23 protein-coding genes and 1 pseudogene are annotated in these 25,556 nt (G+C 57.5%); 12 read left to right on the top strand and 12 right to left on the bottom strand.

Going from position 1 to position 25,556, the window contains the following annotated elements:
* The first annotated feature begins 45 nt into the window (after positions 1-45).
* Positions 46-1,965 carry a patatin-like phospholipase family protein gene (locus DK871_RS02535; RefSeq protein ID WP_161903873.1) on the top strand — a complete coding sequence of 640 codons (1,920 nt, stop codon included), beginning with the start codon at positions 46-48 and terminating at the stop codon, positions 1,963-1,965.
* A 71-nt stretch (positions 1,966-2,036) separates the two neighbouring features.
* Entirely contained in the window at positions 2,037-2,924 is an 888-nt protein-coding gene (locus DK871_RS02530) for a formate/nitrite transporter family protein (RefSeq protein WP_161903872.1), read from the top strand.
* On the opposite strand, the gene DK871_RS02525 is transcribed toward DK871_RS02530, so the two are convergent.
* Positions 2,918-4,177: a sodium:proton antiporter gene (locus DK871_RS02525; protein WP_034133967.1), complete on the bottom strand. Its 1,260-nt coding sequence runs from the start codon at positions 4,175-4,177 to the stop codon at positions 2,918-2,920. The two genes, DK871_RS02530 and DK871_RS02525, sit on opposite strands and share 7 nt — an antisense overlap.
* 103 nt (positions 4,178-4,280) lie before the next feature.
* On the opposite strand from DK871_RS02525, the gene DK871_RS02520 reads away from it, so the two are divergent.
* Both DK871_RS02520 and DK871_RS02515 read left to right on the top strand, forming a co-directional pair.
* Entirely contained in the window at positions 4,281-5,114 is an 834-nt protein-coding gene (locus tag DK871_RS02520) for an EamA family transporter (protein ID WP_161903871.1), read from the top strand.
* A 29-nt stretch (positions 5,115-5,143) separates the two neighbouring features.
* Positions 5,144-5,530 (top strand): MAPEG family protein, encoded by a 387-nt coding sequence (locus DK871_RS02515; RefSeq protein ID WP_003194977.1) that lies wholly within the window; start codon positions 5,144-5,146, stop codon positions 5,528-5,530.
* 124 nt (positions 5,531-5,654) lie between these two features.
* Here DK871_RS02515 and DK871_RS02510 read toward each other — a convergent pair whose 3' ends face one another.
* A complete protein-coding gene (locus DK871_RS02510; protein ID WP_161903870.1) occupies positions 5,655-6,848 on the bottom strand; it encodes a murein transglycosylase A in 1,194 nt (397 codons plus the stop codon).
* Positions 6,849-6,977: 129 nt separating this feature from the next.
* On the opposite strand from DK871_RS02510, the gene DK871_RS02505 reads away from it, so the two are divergent.
* Entirely contained in the window at positions 6,978-7,427 is a 450-nt protein-coding gene (locus DK871_RS02505) for a cytochrome c (RefSeq protein WP_161903869.1), read from the top strand.
* A 6-nt stretch (positions 7,428-7,433) separates the two neighbouring features.
* Here DK871_RS02505 and DK871_RS02500 read toward each other — a convergent pair whose 3' ends face one another.
* From DK871_RS02500 to DK871_RS02480, 5 genes are all read right to left on the bottom strand, one after another.
* On the bottom strand, positions 7,434-7,829 hold the full coding sequence (locus DK871_RS02500; protein ID WP_161903868.1) for a DUF1090 domain-containing protein: 396 nt from the start codon (positions 7,827-7,829) through the stop codon (positions 7,434-7,436).
* 39 nt (positions 7,830-7,868) lie between these two features.
* Positions 7,869-9,533, bottom strand: a complete 1,665-nt coding sequence (ligB, locus tag DK871_RS02495) for an NAD-dependent DNA ligase LigB (protein ID WP_178116018.1) — start codon at positions 9,531-9,533, stop codon at positions 7,869-7,871.
* 95 nt (positions 9,534-9,628) lie between these two features.
* Positions 9,629-9,979 (bottom strand): DUF1090 family protein, encoded by a 351-nt coding sequence (locus DK871_RS02490; protein ID WP_014720281.1) that lies wholly within the window; start codon positions 9,977-9,979, stop codon positions 9,629-9,631.
* Between the two features lie 212 nt (positions 9,980-10,191).
* Positions 10,192-11,382: a methionine adenosyltransferase gene (gene metK, locus DK871_RS02485; protein WP_003194964.1), complete on the bottom strand. Its 1,191-nt coding sequence runs from the start codon at positions 11,380-11,382 to the stop codon at positions 10,192-10,194.
* 19 nt (positions 11,383-11,401) lie between these two features.
* Positions 11,402-12,397 carry a metalloregulator ArsR/SmtB family transcription factor gene (locus DK871_RS02480; protein ID WP_161903867.1) on the bottom strand — a complete coding sequence of 332 codons (996 nt, stop codon included), beginning with the start codon at positions 12,395-12,397 and terminating at the stop codon, positions 11,402-11,404.
* 260 nt (positions 12,398-12,657) lie between these two features.
* Here DK871_RS02480 and tkt point away from each other — a divergent pair, with 260 nt between their 5' ends.
* The 6 genes from tkt (at position 12,658) to fba (ending at position 18,994) form a co-directional block, all read left to right on the top strand.
* A complete protein-coding gene (gene tkt / locus DK871_RS02475) occupies positions 12,658-14,655 on the top strand; it encodes a transketolase (RefSeq protein WP_161903866.1) in 1,998 nt (665 codons plus the stop codon).
* Positions 14,656-14,824: 169 nt separating this feature from the next.
* Positions 14,825-15,880, top strand: a complete 1,056-nt coding sequence (gene epd, locus DK871_RS02470) for an erythrose-4-phosphate dehydrogenase (RefSeq protein ID WP_161903865.1) — start codon at positions 14,825-14,827, stop codon at positions 15,878-15,880.
* 17 nt (positions 15,881-15,897) lie between these two features.
* A complete protein-coding gene (locus DK871_RS02465; protein ID WP_003194956.1) occupies positions 15,898-17,061 on the top strand; it encodes a phosphoglycerate kinase in 1,164 nt (387 codons plus the stop codon).
* Between the two features lie 31 nt (positions 17,062-17,092).
* Positions 17,093-17,320 carry a hypothetical protein gene (locus DK871_RS02460; protein ID WP_003194953.1) on the top strand — a complete coding sequence of 76 codons (228 nt, stop codon included), beginning with the start codon at positions 17,093-17,095 and terminating at the stop codon, positions 17,318-17,320.
* A gap of 61 nt (positions 17,321-17,381) precedes the next feature.
* The gene (locus DK871_RS02455) at positions 17,382-17,714 is read left to right on the top strand and encodes an MliC family protein (RefSeq protein WP_161903864.1); all 333 of its coding nucleotides are present in this window, start codon (positions 17,382-17,384) and stop codon (positions 17,712-17,714) included.
* Positions 17,715-17,929: 215 nt separating this feature from the next.
* Positions 17,930-18,994, top strand: a complete 1,065-nt coding sequence (gene fba / locus DK871_RS02450; protein WP_003177554.1) for a class II fructose-bisphosphate aldolase — start codon at positions 17,930-17,932, stop codon at positions 18,992-18,994.
* 109 nt (positions 18,995-19,103) lie between these two features.
* Here fba and DK871_RS02445 read toward each other — a convergent pair whose 3' ends face one another.
* Genes DK871_RS02445 through DK871_RS02435 form a run of 3 tightly spaced genes read right to left on the bottom strand, consistent with a single transcriptional unit; the run spans position 19,104 to position 22,996 of the window.
* Entirely contained in the window at positions 19,104-20,321 is a 1,218-nt protein-coding gene (locus tag DK871_RS02445; RefSeq protein ID WP_256677357.1) for an MFS transporter, read from the bottom strand.
* Positions 20,308-21,906, bottom strand: a complete 1,599-nt coding sequence (locus tag DK871_RS02440; protein WP_161903862.1) for a carbamoyltransferase C-terminal domain-containing protein — start codon at positions 21,904-21,906, stop codon at positions 20,308-20,310. The genes DK871_RS02445 and DK871_RS02440 overlap by 14 nt, the downstream gene beginning before the upstream one ends.
* 13 nt (positions 21,907-21,919) lie before the next feature.
* A complete protein-coding gene (locus tag DK871_RS02435) occupies positions 21,920-22,996 on the bottom strand; it encodes a SagB family peptide dehydrogenase (RefSeq protein WP_161903861.1) in 1,077 nt (358 codons plus the stop codon).
* A 636-nt stretch (positions 22,997-23,632) separates the two neighbouring features.
* On the opposite strand from DK871_RS02435, the pseudogene DK871_RS28880 reads away from it, so the two are divergent.
* Positions 23,633-23,779 (top strand): annotated as a pseudogene (locus DK871_RS28880) (fructose-1,6-bisphosphate aldolase); the annotation flags it as partial.
* Positions 23,780-23,837: 58 nt separating this feature from the next.
* Here the strand turns inward: DK871_RS28880 and DK871_RS02430 are convergent.
* Positions 23,838-24,131 (bottom strand): fructose-bisphosphate aldolase, encoded by a 294-nt coding sequence (locus tag DK871_RS02430; RefSeq protein ID WP_161903860.1) that lies wholly within the window; start codon positions 24,129-24,131, stop codon positions 23,838-23,840.
* 472 nt (positions 24,132-24,603) lie between these two features.
* Positions 24,604-25,269 carry a polysaccharide lyase family 7 protein gene (locus tag DK871_RS02425; RefSeq protein ID WP_098950152.1) on the bottom strand — a complete coding sequence of 222 codons (666 nt, stop codon included), beginning with the start codon at positions 25,267-25,269 and terminating at the stop codon, positions 24,604-24,606.
* Between the last annotated feature and the right edge of the window lie 287 nt (positions 25,270-25,556).

Genomic DNA, 25,556 nt, shown 5'->3' with positions numbered 1-25,556 from the left:
CTCTCTCATCACTCAGGCCTACACCCTGTAGAGAGAGCCTCGTGTATGAAAGTCTCCAGTCCTGTTGTAAGCAATCCACCTCCATCGCCTCAAACCAACGACCAGGACGTGAAGACGGCCTTGGTCAAAGGTGTGGGCGAGCGCAACCTGAGTATTTATCGTCACAGTGACGGGCGGGTGGAGGTGGTGCTGTCACCGCCGTCGCCTGCTCACTTGGTACTCAGTGGCGGTGGCGCCAAGGGCATCGCCTTTCCAGGCATGGTGCAGGCGCTTGAAGAGGCCGACAAACTCAAAGGCGTCAAAGTGATTTCCGGCTCTTCTGCCGGCGCCATTTCGGCAGCGCTGCTCGCCAGCGGCATGGATGCCGAGGCCTTTACGCAACTGTCGAATAACCTTGACCTGCCCAGCCTGCTCAATAGCAAAGACCCGGTCACGGCGTGGTTGCAGGAGGCCAGTTCCCAGCTCGGCAAAATCGTCGGAAAAGTGCCAGGGCCGGCGGGTAATATCTCTCAACTGCTGCTGACGTTGCTGCCGCGCCTGCAAACCGATGGGCAGCCGCTGGAAGACTTGATTCGTAATGAATCACGTAAGTCTGTTCTCGCCCATATCGCGGGCATGCCAGCGGCTAACCGCCCGCCCGAAGTCACGGAAATTGCCGACCGGCTAAGCGCTGGCGCAGGGCCGACGTTTCGCGACCTGGAAATCTTGAGCCGGCATATTCCGGCGATCAAGCAACTGAACATCACCGGCACGGGGATGTTCGATGGCCGCCCGCAGTTGGTGGTATTCAATGCCAGCCTGACACCGGATATGGATATCGCCCGCGCTGCGCTTATTTCGGGGGCGTTGCCTGGGCTGTTCAAGAACCCTACCGAACAGGGTCACGGGTTCCAGGCTGCGTCTGAGGTCACGGCGTTTCAGGACGGTGGGTTGCTGCTCAATACCCCGGCGCCAGGAATCATTGAACGCTCGTTCCCGGAAAGTCCCCTGGGCAAGGACGAAGCCCTGATCGTCAAGTTCGAGTCTGACAAACCCTCAGCCCCTCCCAAAAGCGGTGGGTTTTTCAGCTATCTGACCGACACCTTCACCGGCACGCCACACACCGCCGCTGAAAGCTATCAGGACGACCGGCTCAAAACGTATTCGGAGCAAACGGTAACGTTGCCGTTGAACTTCGATAAAGGCGACTATCGCGGCTTGCTCGGTGGCACCGTCAACTTCACCATGACCTCCGAGCAGAAACAGCATTTGCAGGCCCAGGCCCGCCAGGCGGTGTCAGGGCATCTGCAAAAACGTGAGCTGGAGCGAGAGCGCCATGAATTCCCCTCGCTGAACGATGCCGTGATGGCGATGGATGATCAAATGCTCGCCAGCGTGCAGGACGAACTGCAAAAGGACCCGGCCGGCGCCGAGGCGTTGCGTTTTCGCAAAGACGCACAACAGGCGTTAAAGGCGTTGGACAGTGCGATTGCCGAAGCGAATCAATCCGATACGTCGCTGGTGATTACGCCCAAAATAGCCTCGGCGCTGCGCAATCTGGACGCCCTCGCCCGTAGACCCGAGGATATCGAATGGCTGGGCAAGCGCCTGAATGCGCCAGGCCAGCATCATTTCCAGCAACTGCTGCAGGTGGGCGCCAAACGTGGGGTGGGCAATGGCTCTGGCCTGTCCAAGGTGTTGAGCAGCGCCGTCACGGAAATGCGAAAACGCGATATTGGGGTGAAGGCAGAGAATTTTATCCGCGAAGTCATTTATCCCTCGCTATACCGCCCTGGCCAGCCGGCTGCCAACGTCGAGTTATTGCAACGCGCGGTGCGTGATTTGGGCGAGGCGACGACGCCAGCGGAGTTTAACCGTGTGCTTGATGGCATCGTCAAACACTACCGGGCGCGCAATAAACCCTGGAGTAAACCCTTCAGCTCTACCACCGTGGAGCAGGCCAAGGCCTGGCGTATTCCGGTTTAGTTGCGGTGCCACTGAACAGCCATCGTCGCGGCGTGTCGTAGCTACAGGCACCCCTTGGACTCTGGTACATCATGGCCACTCAAGCAGACGGCAAGACCCCCAACCTGTCGCAGGAAGAGCAGCAGGACGTGGATGACAACCAGCCGCCTCGGGCGGCTGTATTACACGAAATTATCCGCACCCAAGGCGATCAGGAGCTGGAACGCAATGTGGCCGCGCTGTGGTGGTCGGCGCTGGCTGCCGGCCTGACCATGGGCCTGTCGCTGATGGGCATGGGCCTGCTCAATTCGCGCCTGCCGGACGGTGAGGAATTCAAGGTCATCGCCAGCTTTGGCTATTGCGCAGGCTTTCTCGCGGTGATTCTTGCCCGTCAGCAATTGTTTACCGAAAACACCCTGACTGCCGTGCTGCCGGTGATGAGCAAGCCGACCCTGGCCAATGCCGCGCGCTTGTTACGGCTGTGGACGGTGGTGCTGGTGGGCAACCTGTGTGGCACCTTGCTGGTGGCCTACGTGATGCTGCACCTGCCGATCTTCGATACCAAAACTGACCTGGCCTTCCTCGAGATCGGTCGCAAGGTCATGGAGAACGACCCCGCGCAGATGTTCGCCAAGGGCATCGTCTCCGGTTGGATGATCGCCACCATGGTCTGGATGATTCCGTCGATGGAGAGCGCCAAGCTGTGGATCATCATCCTGATCACCTACTTCATGGCGCTGGGCGACTTCACCCATATCGTCGTCGGTTCAGCGGAAGTGTCCTACCTGGTGTTTGCCGGCGAGTTGCCGTGGAAGGATTTCTGGCTGGTCTTCGCCGGGCCGACCCTGGCCGGCAACATCATCGGTGGTAGTTTCATCTTTGCGTTGATCAGCCATGCGCAGGTTCGCAGCGAAAACAGCCTGCCAGGTAAAAAGGCTGCGGACCCGAGGCATCCGCAGCAGATCAACAAGGATCAGTGATGTTCAGGCGTGGCCTGGGGTTCGCCCCGGGTCACATGCTTGACCAGCTTGCCGATGCTCAGCCCCTGCAACAGGATCGAAGACAGCACCACGATGTAGGTGATGCTCAGCAACAAGTCACGCTCCGGGCCCAGGGGCAGGGCCAAGGCCAGTGCCACCGAGACGCCGCCGCGCAGGCCACCCCAGGTGAGGATGCGGATTGTGCCGCGTGGCACCGAGCGCCAACGGCGCAGCAACAGGATCGCCGGGGCCACGGTCAGCAGGCGCGAGAGCAGGATCGCTACCGCCAACAGGCTGGCCGCGAACACGTGCAGCCAGTTGAAAGGCAATAGCAGCAGCTCCATGCCGATCAGCGCAAACAGCAAGGCGTTGAGCATGTCATCGAGCAGTTCCCAGAAACCATCCAGGTAGCGACGCGTCATGTCGTTCATCGCCAGCTTGCGTCCCAGGTTGCCGATGATCAGCCCCGCGACCACCATCGCAATCGGTGCGGAAACATGCAGTTCCGAGGCCATGGCCGAGCCGCCGATCACCAGGGCGAGGGTCAGCATGACTTCGATCTGGTGCTGTTCGATGCTCTTGATCATCAGGTACACGAGGTAGCCGATCAGCCCGCCAAACAGCACGCCGCCAATGGCTTCGTGGGCAAACAGCATGGCCGTGGCGCCGACGGTGGGCGTTTCACCCAACTGCGCGATGCCCAGCAGCACGGTAAACACCACCACGGCGGTGCCGTCATTGAACAGCGACTCGCCGACGATGGTGGTTTTCAGCGGTTTGGAGGCATTGGCGGTCCGTAGCACGCCGAGCACCGCAATGGGGTCGGTGGGGGAAATCAGCGCGCCGAACAGCAGGCAGTAAAGGAAACTCACGTGCCAGCCAAAAAGGGCGAAGATGTAGTACGCCAGGCTGCCGATCACCACGGTGGCGATCAACACGCCAAAGGTTGCCAGCAGGCCGATGGGCCAGCGGTAGCTGCGCAAGTCGTTCAAGTTGACGTGCAAGGCGCCGGCGAACAGCAGGAACGACAGCATCCAGTTCATCAGCAAATCGCCGAAGTCGATCTGGCCGATCAACTGCTGGATGCGTTCTTCCAGGCCCGGGTAGCCGAGCACGCTCAGGCCTTGCAGGATCAAGGAGAACAGCAGTGCGGTGACCATCACACCGATGGTCGGCGGCAGGCCGATAAAGCGGAAGTTCACATAGGTGAGCAGGGTGGTGAGGCAGATGAAGGCGGCGACAAGTTCAAGCATCCGGGGTCCTTGGAACGGGGGAATATAGGCGCACGAGGTGCGTCGAATCGGGGTTTAGTATAAACAGGTGCTGTTACATGACGTATCAATTAAGGAGGTTCGGGTGGTAGCGACAGCCCTGGTGCTGGTAGCGGCGCTGTTGCATGCGACGTGGAACACCTTGATCAAGTTCAGTGGCGAGCGCCTTTTGGTCATCGCCTGCATGGACAGTGTGGCGCTGCTGTTCGTGGTAGTGGCGGTGGGGTTCGTGTCCTTGCCGCCGCTGGACATCTGGCCGTGGATCGCGGCCTCGGCGCTGTTTGAACTGCTCTATCGCTATTTGTTGATCCAGGCCTATCGGGTGGGGGACCTGGGCCTGGTGTATCCGTTGATGCGCGGTTTGTCGCCGCTGGTGGTGCTGGTGCTGACCCTGGTGTTTGCTGGCGAAGTGCTGAGCACCCAGCAGATTCTGGGGATCTTGCTGATCCCGTTCGGCATGGTATGCCTGTTGTGGCAGGGCGGCGGCGGTGACCGGTTGCCCTGGTCGATGCTGCCGGTGGTGTTGCTGATCGGCCTGTGCATTGGCTGCTACACCTTTCTGGATGGGCAGGCGCTGCGGCGCTGGTCGCACCCGCTGGATTACCTGGTGTGGCTGACGCTGGTCAGTGCGTGGCCGTTTCCGTTGCTGGCGCTGGTGCGCAAGCGTGCTGCCTTCAACCTGTTCTGGCGCACCCAGTGGCGGTTGGGCTTGAGCGTGGGGCTGTGCGTATTGTTGAGCTACGCTTTGGTACTTTGGGCCATGCAGTTGGGCTCGATTGCCGAAGCTGCTGCGCTGCGGGAAGTCAGTGTGATCCTGGTGGTGCTGTTCGGCATGCGTTACTTGAAAGAACCTTTTGGCCGTCCACGGCTCATAGCCTGTGGGTTGGTGTTGATTGGCATGTTGGTGATGAAACTCTAACCGTCGGATAAAACTAAAAGGAATCGGTGATGACAGTCGCTTTATGGTGTGTGTTGATCGCAATCTTTCTGCCGTACATTTGCACCGGTGTGGCCAAGTTCAGTACCGGCAAGTTCGGGCCACGGGATAACCACGACCCGCGTGCCTTCCTCGATAGCCTGGAAGGCGTCGCCAAGCGTGCGCATAGCGCGCAACTCAACAGTTTTGAAGTGACCCCTGCGTTTGCCGCCGCAGTGATCGTTGCGCACCTGGCCGGCAACGCCGACCTGGTGACGATCAACGTGCTGGCAGTGCTGTTTATCACCAGCCGCCTGCTGTACATCATCTGCTACCTGGCGGACTGGGCGATCTTGCGTTCGCTGGTGTGGGCCGTGGGCATGGCGTTGATTGCGAGTTTCTTCTTCGTCTCGATGTAAGGGGGGCTGCAGGAGCGAGCTTGCTCGCGAAGAACGTCAACGATAACGCGTGCTTGCTGAGTAAGCGCGGCGCCCGTGAGTTTTTCGCGAGCAAGCTCGCTCCTACAAAAAGCCCCAACGGTTGTCAGGTGCCGGCAGGCGCATCCGGCACCTGGGGCAATGCCGCACCCTTTGGCCACAGCATCCAGATCTGCCCTTGCTGTTTCATATTCCCCGCCAACTCGCCTGCGGCATTGCCTGTGCCCCAGAACAAATCTGCGCGCACTTCGCCGGTGATAGCGCCGCCGGTATCCTGGGCTGCGACCGGGCGTGCCAGCGGCGTGCCGTCTGGTTTTGTGGTCGACAACCACAGCAGGCTGCCCAGCGGAATCACCTTGCGATCCACCGCCACACTGTAGCCGGCGGTCAATGGCACGTTCAGCGAGCCGCGGGGGCCTTCGTTGCTGTCGGGGCGGGCGCTGAAGAATACGTAGCTGGGGTTGCTCGCCAGCAGTTCTGGAATGCGCTGCGGGTGGGCCTTGGCCCAGGCGCTGATGGCGCCCATGGTCACGTCTTCTTTTTTCAGCTCGCCTTGTTCCACCAGCCAACGGCCGATAGGGCGGTACGGGTAGCCGTTCTGGTCGCCGTAACCCACACGCAGTTGGCGCCCGCCGGCCAGTTGAATACGCCCCGAGCCCTGGATTTGCAGGAATTGCAGGTCCATCGGGTCGGTCAGCCAGGCGATCGGCTTGGCAGTGGAACCTTGGCTGTTGAGAGTGCTGGCATCGTCATACGGCTTGAGCACGCGGCCTTCCAGGTGCCCGCGCAGGCGCTTGCCCTTGAGTTCCGGGTAGATGCTCTCGAGGTTGACGATGATCAGGTCATCCGGCACGCCGTATACCGGCACGTGGGCGGTGGTGGTCTTGGTCAGGCTGCCGGGGTAGACCGGCTCGTAATAACCCGTGATCAAGCCGTTTGGCGTGTTGTTGGCCGAGCGCAGGCCGAAGACATCCAGGTGTTCCTTGAGAAAGCCGCGAACCGCCACGGCATCGCCCGGTACGCTGGCCGCGGCCGCGCAGGTCGCGCCCCAGATCGGGTCGGCCTTTAGGCGCTGGCAGGCGCTGCGCCAGGATTCAAACCCGGCGAGCAAGTCACTGTCGGAAACGCTCGGCAAGGCTTCCCATGGTGCGCTCACGTAGGTGGCAACGGCGTGAGGTTTGGTGGGTTCCTGGGCAACTTGTTTGCCAGTGTCTTTACCGCCATCGCAGCCGGCCAGTAGCGCGAACATCGGCAGAGCCCACGCCAGGCGCCGGCCCCAGGGTTTGAAGGTGACATTCATGTAGGTAGTTCCTGAAACGATTGCCCGTGCTTCACTGCATCCGGGCAACCCTTATTATTAATAGGGCTATTGGTCTTTGTAGGCGGTGCGAGGATACTGGCCGCCGTTTCCCGTGACCTTGAAGCCATGATGATGTTAAAAAAATTGACTGTTGTATTGCTGGCCTGCCTGGCGGTGTCTGCCTGCGGCGGTGTTGACCCCAATTCTCCCCTGGGCCAGCGCAAGGCGATCTTCAAGCAGATGCTCAAGACCGGTGAAGACCTGGGCGGCATGCTGCGCGGGCGTATCCCATTCGATGGCGCCGAGTTCGCCGAGGGTGCGGTCAAGCTGGATGCGTTGTCCCATGAGCCGTGGAAACATTTCCCGAGCGTGCGCGAAGAAGACCACACCAGTGCCAAGGATGATGTGTGGCAAAAACAGGCGCAGTTCCAGCAACTGGCTCGTGAGCTTGAGGCGGCCACCGGTGAATTGGTGATCGCCAGCCAGGTGCAGCCTTATAAAGCCAGCAACCTTCAACCTGCGGTGCAAAAAGTTGAAGATGCCTGCAGCGCCTGCCATAAACAGTTCCGCGATCATTGATCGGTTTTACTGGTCGAGTTCTTCCACCGCGTCTTGCAGCTCTTTACGCGATTCGGCCAGCTTCTCCTTACGCTTGTTGATCTTGTCCGGGTCACCTTTCTTCATGGCCTTGTCGAGGTCGGCCTGACGGCGGCTGACTTCATGCTTGGCGTCGAGCACCTTGTTTTCACGCTCTTTTTTCAAGCTGGCATCGGTGCAGTGAGCGGTGACTTCGGCCAGGGCTTTTTCCAGGCCGGCCTGTTGGGCGCTGTTGCCGTGGGCCTTGGCCTGTTCGATCTGGAGGCTGATGGCCTGGCGTTTGGCGGCGCAGCCTGTGAGGGGTTGCGCTTCTTCTGCGGCCAACAATGGCGTGCTCATGAAGCCTGCGACGGTCAGCAAGGCAAAGGGGGCGAGAAATTTCATATAAAGCTCCAAGTTCGCAATCAGGTGGCCGGGTAGTGTTCAAAACCCATCTACCCCGGCTGCGCGTAATGTTTCAGCCATGGCTTGTACCTGCGGGTCGCGAAAAAAAGCGCTGAGTTGCGCTGCGCGTCCCGGGCCGATGCCATCTGAGGCCAGCCAGGCTTGGGTGTCTTTGGCGACCAGCGTCTGCCAGTTGCCTTCCAGGTTGTTGCGCGCCGCTGGCGGTATGCCCAAGGCGCAGAGCCATTGTAAAAAAGGGCGTTGCCGGGCGCTTTGAATACTGTCGAGCACCCGCGCACGGGTACGCTCGCCTAAGCCCTCAATGGTAGCAAGCTCGGCCGCATCCAGGGTTAACCAATCGAGAAAGCCTGCGATTAGACCCGCCTGGATCAATACGTTCCAGGTTTCACGGCCCATATGGGGCAAGGCCAGGCCGTGTTTGCCGCTCAGCCAGGTGAGGCGGGCGAGCAGTTGATCTTCGCAGCCGGGGTCCAGTTTCCAGCAGCTCAAGGCATGGAAGTCTTGAGGGTCGGGTACCTGAACCTCCACGCGTGTCCTGTTGCGCAGGATCACCTCGTCCAGTCGCGGTATCACCTGGCCCGCCAGGCTGATCGACACATGATCGCCTGGGCGAATATCCAGGGCTTGCCAGCGCTTGAGCGAGCTGGCGCTGACCCGGCTGATCTGCCGATCATCCAGCCGTACGGGCTCCAGTTCGAGGATTGGAGTAATGCGCCCGGTGCGCCCCACCCTGAACTGAACGTTGCGCACCAGCGCCAGTGCCTTGATGGCCGGGTACTTCCAGGCAACCGCCCAGTAAGGCGCACTGGCTTGCCAGCGCTCGGCGGGTGCTCGCGCAGCCTGGTGCAGCACCACGCCATCGCTGGCGAAGGGCAATGGCGCGTTGTACCAATGGGTACGCCAATGCGCAGCTTCGCTGACGGTGCCGACGGGCTGGCTGTACTGTTGACTGTCGGTGAACCCCCAGCGCGCCAGGGTGGCCAGGCGTTCGGTGAAGTCCGTCGGGCCGTCGGGCCATGCCCAGACGAATAGGCCGATCCCGGCAGCCTCGGCATCGTTCAACTGGCGACGGTTCATCAAGCCGGCCACTTTGCTGCGCGCGTTGAGCCCGCCCTTGAGCGATTGCACATGGTGGTTGAGGCGCCAATAGAGTTCGCCTTGCAGCACCACATCAATGGCGTCGGGCAGCTGTTGGACAATGCCGGGGATCTTGGCGGCAGAGGCTGACCAGTCGTGACCCAGCAGGCCGTCGCCTCGAGATATGAGCTGGTGCAAGCGGCCCTGGCGATACACCAGGGTCACCGCAACGCCATCCACCTTGGGTTGGACCCAGACATCCTGTCGAGTGCTGAGCCAGTCACTGACGGCCGGCTCGCTCGGCAGCTTTTGCAAACCCGTGTGCGCGACCGGGTGACGTAAGGTGCCGCGCGCCCTGGCCAGTGGGTTATCAGCCTTGGGTGTCTGCTGGCGGGCGCATTCCTGCCAATGCGCCAGGCGTGTGCGGGCCTGGTCGTAGAGCTCGTCGCTGATCAGCGATTGGCCCTGTCGATGGTAGCTGTCGTCCCACTGCTGGATTTGCCTGGACAAGGTTTCCAACTGTGAGTGAACGTCATCGGGGCAGGCTTCGGCCCAGGCCCAGGCCGGCAGGGTGCTTAGTAGAACAGCCAGTAATACGCGCATCATGAGCATCCTTGCTCGAAAAGGGTGCCCAGCCTAAGTGATCCACGCGCCCACAAAAAAGCCCCGACCGAGCGGGGCTTTTTACCGGGTATTTCTGTTTACTTGAACAGGCCGCCCAAGGCCTTCACAGCGTCGTTGTTTTCAGCCTTGGCCTGCTGCTTTTGCTGCTTGGCGTCGACTTTTGCCTGGCTGTCGGCGAGTTTGTTGCAAGCTTTGTTGACCTGCTCCAGCGCAGCCTCATACGCCCGCACTTTCAACAGATCGTTCTTGGCATTGGCCGCGTCGATCTTGGCTTGCAGGTCTTTGGGTTGCTGCTGGCAGTCGCCGGCATTGCCGCCACCGAGCTGGGCACTCAGGGCGCCGCTCAGCGCGTTCAGGTCAGCGGCCTGGGCTGACAGGGTGAACAGGCTGAGCAGAAGGGCGGCAGGGGCGAGTGTGGAAATGCGCATGAAAACCTCAATGTTCGATTGCCTGCGCGCTTATGCATCTCGGGCGGGCGCAGTGCAATATCCAAGTAAGGTGAAGGGCCCGAGAGGGCGCGGATTCTAGTGGGCCATCATTTGGCCTGCAAGCCTTGGATCCAAAAAAGCCCGAAGTGGCCCTGCAGACAACAAAAAGCCCCGCCAGGCAGACCTGGCGGGGCTTTATTTACCGCGAACGATTACAGGCCGGCGGCGGTACGCAGGTCGTTGGCGCGGTCGGTTTTTTCCCAGGTGAAGGTGCTGAAGGTGTCATCGCCCACAGTCTTCTGCGCAGGGGTACGGCCGAAGTGGCCGTAGGCTGCGGTTTCCTGATACATCGGGTGCAGCAGGTCGAGCATGGTGGTGATTGCGTAAGGGCGCAGGTCGAAGATCTCACGCACCAGCTTGACGATCTTGTCATCGCTGATCTTGCCGGTGCCGAAGGTATTCAGCGAGATCGACGTAGGCTGGGCCACGCCAATGGCGTAGGAAACCTGGATTTCGCAGCGCTCGGCCAGGCCGGCAGCGACGATGTTCTTGGCTACATAACGACCAGCGTAAGCGGCAGAGCGGTCAACCTTGGACGGGTCCTTGCCGGAGAACGCGCCACCGCCGTGACGGGCCATGCCGCCGTAGCTGTCGACGATGATCTTGCGGCCGGTCAGGCCGCAGTCGCCCACCGGGCCACCGATGATGAACTGGCCGGTCGGGTTGATGTGGAACTGGGTGTCCTTGGTCAGCAGTTCGGCAGGCAGCACGTGCTTGACGATCAGCTCCATCACGCCTTCACGCAGGTCGGCGTAGGACACGTCGGGGTTGTGCTGGGTCGACAGTACGACGGCGTCGATGCCCACGACTTTGCCGCCTTCGTAGCGGCAGGTTACCTGGGATTTGGCGTCCGGGCGCAGCCATGGCAGTACGCCGGATTTGCGCGCCTCGGCCTGGCGTTGTACCAGCTGGTGCGAGAAGGTGATTGGCGCGGGCATCAGCACGTCGGTTTCGTTGCTGGCGTAGCCGAACATCAGGCCCTGATCGCCCGCGCCCTGGTCTTCTGGCTTGGCGCGGTCAACGCCCTGGTTGATGTCCGGGGATTGCTTGCCGATGATGTTCATCACGCCGCAGGTCGCGCCGTCAAAGCCAACGTCGGAGCTGTTGTAGCCAATGTCGGTGATCACGTCGCGCACGATCTGCTCCAGGTCGACCCAGGCAGTGGTGGTGACTTCGCCGGCGATGATCGCCACGCCCGTTTTCACCAGCGTCTCGCACGCCACACGGGCGAACTTGTCTTCAGCGATGATAGCGTCCAGCACCGCGTCAGAAATCTGGTCGGCGATTTTGTCCGGATGCCCTTCAGACACGGACTCGGAGGTGAAAAGGGAGTATTCGCTCATCTCGATGTTTTCCTGATATTTACCGATGGTGAGTGTCGCCAGCCGGTCGCTGAAAATGGCGGACCTGAATCTGGAAACCATTACGTAAACCTACATAGAGGCTTTCCCCGGGAACGAGTCCCGCAGCGGTGGCCCAACGGGCCAGATCGTCCTGTTCAAAACCCAGCCAGAGATCACCGCAGGCCTCCTTGGCCCAATTCTGGTTGTGGCTGCATAAATCCGTAACCAGCAGGCTACCGCCGGGGTGCAGCAACCCGGCCATTTGCTTGAGGGCTTCTGCCGGTGCGGCGAAATGGTGCAAGACCATGTTCAGCACCACGCAATCGGCCCGCAGGCCGGTGTCACTCAGGGCGTCGGCCAACTGCAGGCGCACATTGCCCAGGGCTTCGCGCTCACAGAGTTGGCGTGCCAGTTCAAGCATTGCCGGGCTGTTATCCAGCGCCGTGACCTGCTCGAAACGGCGCGCCAGTTCGGGCAGGAAACCGCCGTCGCCAGGGCCGACTTCCAAGGCCGTGGCCTCTTCACTGAAGCTCAGCTTGTCCAACAGCGCCAGTACGCTTTCGCGGTACTGGGCCAAGCCGGCGATCAGGTCCTGTTGGGCGCGAAACTTGTCGGCCACCCGTGAAAAAAAATCCTGGCTGGCGGCGGCGCGTTGCCCGTGCACCTGGCCGATGCGCGACTGCACATCACCGGGCAGGCACAAGTTGTCCACTTCGTCGAGCAGGGCTGCGTGCAATTTGCCGCCAAGCAGGTCGGTATGGGGCAGGGCACGTCGGTAGAAAATCGCATTGCCTTCGCGACGGGTGGCCACCAGGTCGGCCTGGGCCAGCACCTTCAAATGGTGGCTCATGCCGGACTGGCCGATGGCGAAGATTTGCGCCAGCTCCAGTACCCCGAAAGAATCGTTGGCCAGTGCGCGCAATACGTTCAAGCGCAACGGATCGCCAGCGGCCTTGCACAAGGCAGCCAGTTCATCGCCGTCGTCAGGACGCAGAGAGGGCACGGGTAGGTTCATAAGGCCAGCAGTCTAGTGACGGGTGTGGATCCCCGCAAGGTCAATATCAAAAAGTTTTGATATTGATCGATAAGTGGCGGTTATAAGCCATCGCTATAACCTTTAGACGAACCGGTTAAAGGTTTCTGCAAGGGATTGGTGCCCAAAGCACAGGAAAAACGCCCACAAGTGACTATCTGTCATTGCCCGCAGGCGGTGGCTGAGGGAAAATGCCGGTCCTTTTTTCCGTTTCTTTATAAGCAAACTCCAGGAGATCAGCGATGCCCAGCCGTCGTGAGCGTGCCAACGCCATTCGTGCCCTCAGCATGGATGCCGTGCAAAAAGCCAACAGCGGCCATCCCGGTGCCCCGATGGGCATGGCGGATATCGCCGAGGTACTTTGGCGTGACTACCTGAAACACAACCCGAGCAACCCGTCGTTCGCCGACCGTGACCGCTTCGTGCTGTCCAACGGCCACGGCTCGATGCTGATTTATTCGCTGCTGCACCTGACCGGCTACGACGTCACCATCGACGACCTCAAGAGCTTCCGTCAGCTGCACAGCCGCACCCCGGGCCACCCTGAATTCGGCTACACCCCAGGCGTTGAGACCACCACCGGTCCCCTGGGCCAAGGCCTGGCCAACGCGGTTGGTTTCGCCCTGGCGGAAAAAGTATTGGGCGCGCAGTTCAACCGCCCTGGCCACGACATCGTTGACCACCACACCTACGTATTCCTGGGTGATGGCTGCATGATGGAAGGCATTTCCCATGAAGTCGCTTCCCTGGCCGGCACCCTGGGCCTGGGCAAGCTGATTGCCTTCTACGATGACAACGGCATCTCCATCGACGGCGAAGTCGAAGGCTGGTTCACCGACGACACGCCAAAGCGTTTCGAAGCCTACAACTGGCAGGTGATCCGCAACGTCGACGGCCACGATCCGGAAGAGATCAAGACCGCCATCGACACCGCTCGCAAGAGCGCGCAGCCAACCCTGATCTGCTGCAAGACCACCATCGGTTTTGGCTCGCCGAACAAGCAAGGTAAAGAAGACTGCCACGGCGCCCCACTGGGTGACGCGGAAATCGCCCTGACCCGCGAAGCGCTGAAGTGGAACCACGGCCCGTTTGAAATCCCGGCCGACATCTATGCCGAATGGGATGCCAAGGAAAAAGGCCTGGCAGCCGAAGCCGAGTGGGACCAGCGTTTCTCGGCCTACTCCGCCGAGTTCCCGGAATTGGCCAACGAGCTGGTGCGCCGCCTGGCCGGTGACCTGCCTGCCGACTTCTCGGCAAAAGCCTCGGCCTACATCGCTGAAGTCGCGGCCAAGGGCGAGACCATCGCCAGCCGTAAAGCCAGCCAGAACACCCTGAACGCCTTTGGCCCGTTGCTGCCTGAGTTCCTCGGCGGTTCGGCTGACCTGGCCGGTTCCAACCTGACCCTGTGGAAAGGTTGCAAAGGTGTCTCGGCCGAAGACGCCAGCGGCAACTACATGTACTACGGCGTGCGCGAGTTCGGCATGAGCGCCATCATGAACGGTGTGTCCCTGCACGGCGGTTTGGTGCCTTACGGCGCGACCTTCCTGATGTTCATGGAATACGCACGTAACGCTGTACGTATGGCGGCGCTGATGAAGAAGCGCGTGATCCATGTGTACACCCACGACTCCATCGGCCTGGGCGAAGACGGCCCGACGCACCAGCCGGTCGAGCAACTGACCAGCCTGCGCACCACGCCGAACCTCGATTGCTGGCGCCCAGCCGACGCGGTGGAATCCGCCGTGGCCTGGAAGCACGCCATTGAGCGCAAGGACGGCCCTTCGGCGCTGATCTTCTCGCGTCAGAACCTGCAACACCAGGTGCGTACCGACGCGCAGATCGCCGACATCAGCCGTGGCGGTTATGTGCTCAAGGACTGCATCGGCGAGCCGGAGCTGATCCTGATCTCCACCGGTTCCGAAGTGGGCCTGACCGTTCAGGCGTACGACAAGCTGACCGCGCAAGGCCGCAACGTACGTGTTGTGTCCATGCCCTGCACCAGCGTGTTCGAAGCCCAGGACGCCGGCTACAAGCAATCGGTATTGCCGCTGCAGGTCAGTGCGCGTATCGCCATCGAAGCGGCTCACGCCGACTACTGGTACAAGTACGTGGGCCTGGAAGGCCGCGTGATCGGCATGACCACCTACGGTGAGTCGGCGCCGGCGCCAGCCTTGTTCGAAGAGTTCGGTTTCACCCTGGAAAACATCCTGGGTCAGGCTGAAGAGTTGCTGGAAGACTAAGGCGCTAACGCGGTGGCCCACTGGTCACCGCATCTACTGTAGGAGCGAGCTTGCTCGCGAAGATCGTTAACGATAACGCAGCGTTTCTGGTTTAACGCGGCGCTCTCAGGTTCTTCGCGAGCAAGCTCGCTCCTACAGTGGTTTGTGTCGCCCACAATGCGAGAACCTCATGCCCCAACCGCGTCCCTACAAAGTTGCACTCAACGGCTACGGCCGCATTGGTCGTTGCGTCTTGCGTGCTCTGTTCGAGCGAGGGGCGGCGGCCGGGTTTGAAATTGTCGCGATCAATGATTTGGCCGACATGGCCAGCATCGAATACCTGACACGCTTTGACTCCACCCACGGCCGCTTCCCGGGCGAAGTGCGGGTTGAAGGCGATTGTCTGAATATCAATGGCCACTGCGTGCAAGTGTTGCGCAGTGCCACCCCCGAAGGCATCGATTGGAAAGCACTGGGCGTCGACCTGGTGTTGGAATGTTCCGGTGTCTATCACACCCGTGCCGATGGCCAGCGTTTCCTCGACGCCGGCGCACCGCGTGTGCTGTTTTCCCAGCCGATGGCCAGCGAGGCGGATGTCGACGCCACCATCGTCTACGGCATCAACCAGGATTGCCTGACCGGCGATGAGCTGCTGGTGTCCAACGCCTCGTGTACCACCAACTGCAGCGTGCCGTTATTGCGCCTGCTGGATCAGGCGATCGGTCTGGATTATGTGTCGATCACCACGATTCACTCGGCGATGAACGACCAGCCGGTGATCGACGCCTATCACCACGAAGACCTGCGCCGCACGCGTTCGGCGTTCCAGTCAGTGATTCCGGTGTCCACCGGCCTGGCGCGTGGCATCGAGCGACTGCTGCCGGAACTTGCCGGGCGAATCCAGGCCAAAGCCGTACGGGTGCCGACGGTGAACGTGTCTTGCCTGGATATCACCATGCAAACCGTGAGCGATACTGATGCGACCGAGGTCAACCGGATCCTGCGCGACGCCGCTACCAGCGGCCCGCTCAAAGGTCTGTTGGCCTACACCGAGTTGCCCCACGCCAGTTGCGATTTCAACCATGACCCGCATTCGGCGATTGTCGATGCCAGCCAGACCCGCGTTTCCGGCCCCAGGCTTGTGAACATCCTGGCCTGGTTCGACAACGAATGGGGCTTTGCCAACCGCATGCTGGATGTTGCCGAACACTATCTGCACATCGCTTCTAAACAACCTCAACAGTAATTCAGGAACTGCGACCCATGACCGTGTTGAAGATGACCGACCTCGATCTGCAAGGTAAGCGCGTACTGATCCGCGAAGACCTCAACGTCCCCGTCAAGGACGGTGTTGTCACCAGCGATGCGCGAATCCTGGCCTCGCTGCCGACCATCAAGCTGGCCCTGGAAAAAGGCGCGGCCGTGATGGTCTGCTCCCACCTGGGTCGCCCGACCGAAGGTGAGTTCTCTGCTGAAAACAGCCTCAAGCCGGTCGCCGAGTACCTGAGCAAGGCCCTGGGCCGGGACGTGCCATTGGTCGCAGACTACCTGGGCGGCGTGGACGTGAAAGCCGGCGATATCGTGCTGTTCGAGAACGTGCGCTTCAACAAGGGCGAGAAAAAGAACAGCGACGAACTGGCCCAGCAGTACGCCGCCCTGTGCGACGTGTTTGTGATGGACGCGTTCGGCACCGCCCATCGCGCCGAAGGTTCGACCCACGGCGTGGCCAAGTTCGCCAAGGTCGCCGCGGCTGGCCCGTTGTTGGCTGCCGAGCTGGATGCGCTGGGCAAGGCCCTGGGTGCTCCGGCCCAGCCAATGGCCGCTATCGTTGCTGGCTCCAAGGTGTCCACCAAGCTGGACGTGCTCAACAGCCTGAGCCAGATCTGCAACCAACTGATCGTCGGCGGCGGCATTGCCAATACCTTCCTGGCTGCTGCTGGCCACCCGGTGGGCAAGTCCCTGTACGAGCCAGACCTGCTCGACACCGCCCGCGCCATCGCCGCCAAGGTCAGCGTGCCGCTGCCAGTGGACGTGGTGGTTGCCAAGGAATTCGCGGAAAGCGCCGCCGCTACCGTCAAGCTCATTGCTGACGTGGCCGACGACGACATGATCCTGGACATCGGCCCGCAAACCGCGGCCAACTTCGCCGAGCTGCTCAAGGCATCCCAGACTATCCTGTGGAATGGCCCGGTGGGCGTGTTCGAGTTCGACCAATTCGGCAACGGCACCAAGGTGCTGGCTAAAGCGATCGCTGAAAGCTCGGCGTTCTCCATTGCTGGCGGCGGCGATACCTTGGCGGCTATCGATAAATATGGTGTGGCTGATCAGATCTCCTACATTTCTACCGGTGGTGGCGCTTTCCTCGAGTTCGTCGAGGGCAAGGTGTTGCCAGCCGTGGAAGTGCTGGAAACCCGAGCCAAAGGTTAAAGCTCGCGTTATCAGGAAAAGGAGCGTTCCCATGATCAAGTCGTTGGCACTGGTGATTGCAGCGGGCCTGTTGGCCGGCTGCGGCAGCACACCCAGCGCGGCGCCCGAGGCGGATAATGCCAAGGCACCGTTGAGAAAAAGCTGTTACCAGGCTGACTGGCAAGCCGAAACCATGCCGGTGATCAACAAGCGCATCGGCAACGAACGGCTGGAGAAATACGACTCCGCGCCCAACGGTCAGGAACAGGGTTGCCCATGACGGGTCTGATCCATTAACCGACAGCAACGGCGGCCCTTAGGCCTCCCTGCGAGGATTGGCAATGAAAGGCGTTTTCGCCCTGGCAGCCCTGGCCCTGTTGGCCGGCTGCAGCAGCATGAACCTGTTCGACAAGGCAGAGCCTGCCGACCAATGGACCACCTGGACCTGCGACAGCAAGGCCCAGGTCAACTGGCGCTTTGCCAACCAGGCCCGTTCCGAAGTGGATGTACGCCTCGGCGGTTCGGACCAGGTTTACCGGCTCAAGCAAGAAGTCGCCGCTTCGGGCGTGCTGTACAGCGATGGCCAATTGGCGTTTCACACCAAAGGTGAGGAAGGCCTGGTTTACTGGGTGGCGACGGATGATTTGATTGGGCGCGGCTGTAAGGCCCAGTGAAAATACGATCTGAAGTCCAATGAGATCAGAATGTGGGAGTAGGCAAGCCAGCTCCCACATTGACCTGCTTCACAGTGGCATTAGCGCTAGGCCACACCAGCAATAACGATTCAGCAGCACAAGGCTCAACCCCTTGATCTGCAATAACTTGAATAGCAGCCGCCGCTACGGCAGGCTTGCACGATTAACGACCCTCGACCGGGAGAGACAACACAATGGCACTTATCAGCATGCGTCAAATGCTGGACCACGCAGCCGAGTTCGGCTACGGCGTCCCAGCCTTTAACGTCAACAACCTTGAGCAGATGCGCGCCATCATGGAAGCCGCTGACAAGACCGACTCCCCAGTGATCGTCCAGGCTTCGGCCGGTGCGCGCAAATACGCCGGCGCCCCGTTCCTGCGTCACCTGATCCTCGCCGCGATCGAAGAATTCCCGCACATCCCGGTGTGCATGCACCAGGACCATGGCACCAGCCCTGACGTGTGCCAGCGCTCGATCCAACTGGGCTTCAGCTCGGTAATGATGGACGGCTCCCTCGGCGAAGACGGCAAAACCCCAACCGACTACGAGTACAACGTACGCGTGACCCAACAAACCGTGGCCATGGCCCACGCCTGCGGCGTATCGGTTGAAGGCGAACTGGGCTGCCTGGGTTCGCTGGAAACCGGCATGGCCGGCGAAGAAGACGGCATCGGCGCCGAAGGCGTGCTGGATCACAGCCAGATGCTGACCGACCCGGAAGAAGCCGCCGACTTCGTCAAGAAGACCCAGGTCGACGCCCTGGCCATCGCCATTGGCACCAGCCACGGCGCCTACAAGTTCACCAAGCCGCCTACCGGCGACGTGCTGGCCATCGACCGCATCAAGGAAATCCACAAGCGCATCCCCAACACCCACCTGGTGATGCACGGTTCTTCCTCGGTACCGCAAGAGTGGCTGGCGATCATCAACCAGTACGGCGGCGACATCAAGGAAACCTACGGCGTACCGGTTGAAGAAATCGTCGAAGGCATCAAGTACGGCGTGCGCAAGGTCAACATCGACACCGACCTGCGCTTGGCCTCCACCGGTGCGATGCGTCGCCTGATGGCCACCAACCCGAGCGAGTTCGACCCGCGTAAATTCTTCGGCGCCACCGTGACGGCGATGCGTGATGTGTGTATTGCACGTTATGAAGCGTTTGGTACGGCGGGTAATGCTTCGAAGATCAAGCCGATCTCACTGGAAGCGATGTATCAGCGGTATTTGAAAGGTGAGTTGAACGCTAAGGTGAACTAAGCCTCAAGCGTTTAACTAAAGAAGCCCGCAGCGATGCGGGCTTTTTTGTGGACTTGAATAGGCAACTTTAAGTGTTAGGAGGGTCACCGGGTTATCGTTCGATGCAGCACTAACTGATAGACGTGTGCGCTTGTTTTTTGCACAGATATAAATAGACCGCAATTGATACTGATGCAGTTAAAAAAGCCATGCATGCAGCCGCAACGAAAGGTGCTGAGCGACCGCCTGCGATTATTAGTATTGTCCCTAATGAAGGCCCAATTATAATGCAGAGCATTTGGAGGCTTCTGAAAGACATGGACACTCTTCCAATATTGTCAGGAGGGCATAACTGTTGAAGGATTATGTTTGAGGATATGATTAAAAGCTCATAGCTGAAACCATTCACAAACCAAACCAACGGATAGAGATAGGCCCTTCCAGGTACTTGAAAAAATACTAAAATTGCGGTGACGATTAATGCTGTAGAGAAAATAATTAATGCATGTGATCGAAGTAGAATCTCATCGATATTGCTTAACTTTAACTTCATCAGCAGTGCGGCACATATCGCGCCTGCGGCTGTCGCGGAAACGATCACTGAAAAACTGACTGGAGGTAAAGCTTCGTAGGCTAGAAAGGACGCCAAGTGCGGGTCGTAAACTCCTAACGCAAGCGATGTCAGTAGGGAGTACAAAAAGCCTATGCGGAGTTGAAAGGGCAGGGCATTGAATATAGAAAACCCTCTCGTTATGTCGCGATGGAGTGGAAGGGTTTTCGTAGAGGGGGCATTTATTTGCGTTCGGAACGCCCGGCAAATAGACCTTAGAAATGGAGTGGTTAATAACACGGCGGCAGCCGATAAAAAGAATAAATCCTTGGGTGGCAATACTACCGCTAACGCACCTGCAAGTAACGGGGCGAGAATTTTAGAAGATTGATCAAATACACTGACGTAACTGAAAAAAGATTTACGCTCTTCGGCAAGTATCAAGCTTCGGACCGCGATGGTCATCGAAGGAAAGTAAAATAAGTTTGACACACCTTTGAATAAAACGAAAAACAAAAAACTCTGAAGGTCTGGAGACACTGCTAGTGCTACAGTAGACAGTGTGCGCAGCAAGGCACCCAGTAATAGTGTTTTCCTGACGTCATGGCGATCTATCAGTGTTCCAATGATAGGGCCAAGAAACAACATTGGGGCACCTAGGCAAAAAGCCAGAAATGCTATCGATGAAGGAGAGGCATGCCATACATAAACGGGCACCGTGAAGATCAAAAAAATATCAAGCCATAATGAGAGGCTGGATAGCGCTTGCACATAAATAAGCTTACTAGATGTTTTCATCATGCCGATCTGAATTGAGAAAAAATTTGTCTTCAAATACGAAGCCGTCGAGTTGATGTTCGCTGGCGAATCGACAGAGGTCGCTCAACCTATTAATAAAACCGCGACCGTTAAAATTCAGGGAAGTGTTACAAAGTACACCGACTCCTGAAATATCACGATAGGCACTCAGTAATTGATACATACGAGGATTTTGCGATTTATTGACTGATTGAGGACGCGCTGAGTTATCAACGTGCGTGACCGCCGGAATTTTAGATGAAATTACTCTGCGAAACTCTAGCATGAAGGGGGAGGGAGTAGACGGGTGGAAGTATTCACCCATACATTCTTCTAGACATATCGGCGCAATAGGTCGAAACCCTTCGCGCTGCTTCATTTTATTCAATCTAATGAGATTTTCTCTAGGGTAGGGCGCCGCCAATATTGAGCGATTCCCTAGGGCTCTAGGCCCCATTTCATATCTACCCTGCACCCAACCTAATATGGAACCGTCATGAAGCAATTGTGCAACACGCCGTATATCATAGGGTTCACTAATGAAGGTGCCTGTATTATCTGTGTCAATCTGTGATGGCTCGCCTGCATAGGGCGACCAAGTTATCTTGGCAAGTCCTTTGGTGTGCAATAATGCATCAATCGCAGTTCCAATTGCAGATCCACTGTCGTTTGTGCACGGAGGAATAAATACATCAGGGAATAGTTGTGTCTCTTTCCATTTGGTATTCCAGTCACAATTTAATCCACATCCACCAACAATTAATAAAGGTGCGTCATCAAAAACTAGCGGCTGAACAAAGTCGCGAAACAGATTGAAAATTGCGTTTGAAAATTGGTGTGCAAGCGATGCGAGTCGAGGGTTTTCAATTCCAATATTGTAATATTTGCTTTTACGGAATTGGCGCTTGTGAAGCTTTCTAAAATTCGTGTTCTCGTCGAGTAGCGTCGCTATTATGTGTCTGGCGTCCTCATCAATCTCACCGTTTTCGCCATAAGCGGCGAGCGCCATGAGTTTTCCGGCATCACTTAAACGAATTTGCCCCGCCCCAAGATTAAAAGTAGGATCTGCGAGCGCGTATAGAAAAGCAAATCTGTCCCCAGGGTTTTCAAGTGCACTACCTAATTTAGAAATATTTACGTTTTCATCGATTCGATAGAATGCACCAAAATAACCCTCCCAAAGTAATGCGTAGCAAGGTTGTCCTTGTGGGAACGGCGAAAGCCCATATCCACATAAAAGATGTGAGCGTTCATGGGAGGATGAGAAATAAGTAACGTCGCGACCAAATATTGATCGTTTTTGGTAAAGAATCTGCGTTAATCCAGAATAGCCTGCGCCAATGGTGTCACTTCCTGAACTCAGTCCTCTACTCCACCCACTCTGAGCCACTATGTCTACGGGTTTGTTGAACATGTGAAAAATTTTCAAAAGTACGTCAGGTGTCACGCTTGAAAAGCGAAGTCCGTTATCCTTTTCCGCTTCTAGAGAAAACTCCAAGTGGTTACCGATAATTAGAGCTACCGCTCCGTCATGTCCATCTTTAATGCCAAGGATTACACTGTCATCATTTTCAAAATTGACCATAGTCAGCACCTCATCAGACCCCGTCTAGTAGTTTCCTAATTTCGGTGGTGTACGAACTACCCGTGCCATGCCCCGCACCTACCAAAAAGATGACTTGTTCCGAGGGAAGGTTTACTTCTAATAGTTCATTTATCTCTTTGTCATGAAAGTAACCGGTCAACCAAGGATGTAAGCCAAGTGCGGTGATTAATAAATTTGCAGTTTGTGATAGGTGCCCGACGTCCAGCAACATTGGGCGATAGGCACGAGAGTGAGGGTATTTCCACCAAAGCTTGTCAAAGCGAGAGGTGAAAAAAATTGCGAATGCCAAGTTATTTGCCCAGTGCTGGCCGCATAAATAAGTAGATATTACTTCAGGCGGAAGGTCGCGTACTTTCTCCAGCGTATGCTGTTCACTTATATAATGATAAATTCCGGGTGCAAGATCCTCGACATTCCGTACCCATACATAGCCCTCCGTCGCCTGTAAGCCTCCGGCCGAAGGTGACGTCCTTCTGAATCCGAACTTTTGAGCGCCAGTCGGAGCGTCGTAATCAACCTCTTTTTTATCGGCTAAAGTTCCATACAGTATGGTTGCTAGTGATAATACTGGTACTGAAGTGTCAAAAAAATCTCGACAAGTATGACGTGCCAAAAGGGTTTCCCATAGACTCGCTTCTTTAATGACTGAAATGTTTGGAGGTGGCAGTAGTGTTTTTTCGCCTCCTTTTATTAAAGAAATATTTGGTTCATTCTTATGGATGGACTTGCAGAAATTCAAGTAGCTTTTAGCGTATTCAATGTACATTTCAGGCTTGTCAGGGGCTGGCGAATTCGGGTGAGATGTCCCAATGTGGAATATTTTTGATAACACGTCCCAACCCCATTCATCGGTTGGTTTCACGTCATGAAGGACCCCGGATGTGTCTATGGATATGTCATCGTCTGTATCTGATACGAAAGCGCCTGCAGAAAAATTCACTAACCGCTCGAACTCCCCAGCACTTATCTGGTATTGAGCGTGATTTCTATAGTCCCACAAGTAAGCCGCGCCATCTTTAAGTACAAGAAATATGTCGTTTGAGAGCCATTTTTTCTTCGCAGTACACATAGCCGCCTAACCACCTATTAGGTTTGGTGAAATTCATTTAGCGAGATTCATTTTTAGGGGCTGCCTGGGCCGAAGCCCAGGCGGTAAATGATTATTTAATTTCTAGTTTTCTACTGTCAGCAGAAGCTTCAATAATTCGATCCTTACAGTTTGGAACGAATGCGTAGTGGGGTACAGTCACCGCTTTAAGTGAGAAGTGAGGGGTCTGGTACGCGTCGTTTGATTGATTGTTGAGCGTCGGTTCTATAGTTACTCGTTTCATAATATAGTTCCTCAGGGTTGTTGCCTTCGCAGATGTGCGATGCAATTAAAACGTATGAGCGCCTATTGAGATTGTCAATTTGGTTTTCTTGAGCGGTATTGTTCTCAGTCGAATTTTTGTGTATTTGTCCATGAGCTTATCGGATCGTTCTGATTGGTATTTCCTACATTTCGCTTCCCCGTTGATTTCTAAAAGCACTAATTTATATACGAGGCCGTAATATCCTGTTGCATAAAACCCGAAGGTTTCGTAGCCGTTGTGGGCACATGTTTTTCTTCGCGGGTGCTCAGCGCTATAAGCGTTTAGTCGAGGACGCTAGGCGCGGCGTATAGAGTGCTTACGTTGATACTGACCCGCATCTGTGGTTTTCCCTTGCAACCGAGAGCGCCATGCGTGATTGCTCTATCACGGGTTATGAAGCGTTCGGTACGGGGGGCAATGCTTTGTAGATCAAGCCGATCTCGTTGGAAGCGATGTATCAGCGGTATTTGAAAGGTGAGTTGAACGCTAAGGTGAGCTGAGCCTCAAGTGTTAATAAAAAGCCCGCAGCGATGCGGGCTTTTTATGGACACCATTTAATCAACTTGCAGATGAGGCGCCGAAACCACGGTGCTCCATCACCCGAAACACATCACTTACATCCTGCACCAGAATACACGCGGTATTGGCGACGTTGTTCAGGTCGCGCTCGGCGAAGTCCGGCAGGCTGGAGCAGGCCATCAGGTTGAGGTGTTCCAGAGCGGCGTTGAGGCGTTCGCGCAGGCAGGCGTGGAGGTCGAGCAGTGGGGCTTCGCTGTCGATCAGCAGCACGGGGTAGTCGGTGGCGGTTTCGGTGCAAGGGGTGAAGCGACGAGGTGGTAGTTGCTGGGTCATGGTGAATCCTTAACTCGAGAGAAGAATGACCACCGTTTGCTGCGAAACAAATTGGGTGGCAGCTGTACGCGGGTTCGCAGACCGAGGAGTTAAGACCCGGCAGACCCGAAGGTCTCCCACGCACAGCCGCCATAACAAAGACGACCTTCGGCAAGAGTACCGGGGTTGTTTTGACGGGTGCGGTTTTAACTCTGCAGGGCTGCGAAACCCTATCGCCGATCAATGCCAGCGACGGGGCGAACTATAAGCGGCGATCTGGCTTGTCGCAATGGTGCTGTAGGACCCGCACCGGACCTTGAGCTTACGCACAGTCAATGTGGGAGCCGGGCTTGCCCGCGATGGCGGTGTGTCAGGCGCCGAGGATAGTGGCTGATATGCCGCCATCGCGGGCAAGCCCGGCTCCCACAGGGGGCTGTGGGGTGTTTAAGGTGTTGGATTTATCTGGGAAAAATCCTGTGTATCACGGGACGATTCACTCATGATCAATATCCAACTTCGCAAACGTCACCCGCGCGCCCTCATTGGTGTCGCCCGAATTGTCCTGCACGTACACCCCCGCCTTGAAGTACAACGGCTTGTCACCCCAGGCCGCGCCGATCCGTTCATTCCACTCGCTGTCGGCGGCGTACACGCTGAGCAACCCGGCTTTGTTGAGGTTGATCACATAGGTGAAGCTCTTCTCCAGCGGCACATTGGAGGCGACGATGATCACCCGGCTTTCGGCTTCGTCCGGGCGCATGCGCACTTTGGCGACGATGTTGCCGGTCTGGGTTTTCTCCTTGAATTGGTACTCCAGCTTGATCAACGGTTTCTGGCTGTCGTACGCGTGGATCTGGCCGATCACGATCTTGCCGGAGGAGGGCACCTGGTTGACCGTGAGGGTGGCGCGCAGGAAGTTGTCGGCCTCGGGGTAGGTCCAGTTGCGCAGGCGGCCGTCGGCGTAGGTTTCGCGCAGTTCGCTGCGTGGGTAGATGGCGTTTTCGGTGCGCGAGCCCGTCACAGGTGTCCAGAATTGCACGTCGCTACCTTCGGCCTGGAAGTATTGATCGTTGAAGCCGCTCATCAGCCTTGGCGTTTCAATGGTCGTGGGTGGGGAGCCGACCGGAATGCTCAGGTTCCAGGTGGAAAGGTCGATCATGGTGTTGGCCTTTTTACAGAGGGTGTAGGCATTGGCCCAACGGGCCTTCCAGGTTCTTTATAGGCGGTGCTGGTGAGATTGTTAAACAATTGCTGGCAATTTATTGGCGTCAGCGAAATGTCAAAAAGCCATGTTGCCCGTGAACCGCGGCCTACAGGGCCTTACCGTTAGTCGGCTTCCTGGCCTTTGGCACAATGATGGCTCCCACGTCACTTCTGCTTTTTTGGTCGCGCGGCTAGAGTGAGCCCTCAGTGTTTATCCGGCCTTGGTAGCAAAAGTGACCGGTG

Origin of the sequence: Pseudomonas sp. L13, assembly GCF_009935965.1 — a bacterium.
Taxonomy (GTDB): Bacteria; Pseudomonadota; Gammaproteobacteria; order Pseudomonadales; family Pseudomonadaceae; genus Aquipseudomonas; species Aquipseudomonas lactis.
Note: the sequence above shows the minus strand (reverse complement) of the source record. Positions and strands in the feature narration are given on the sequence as shown.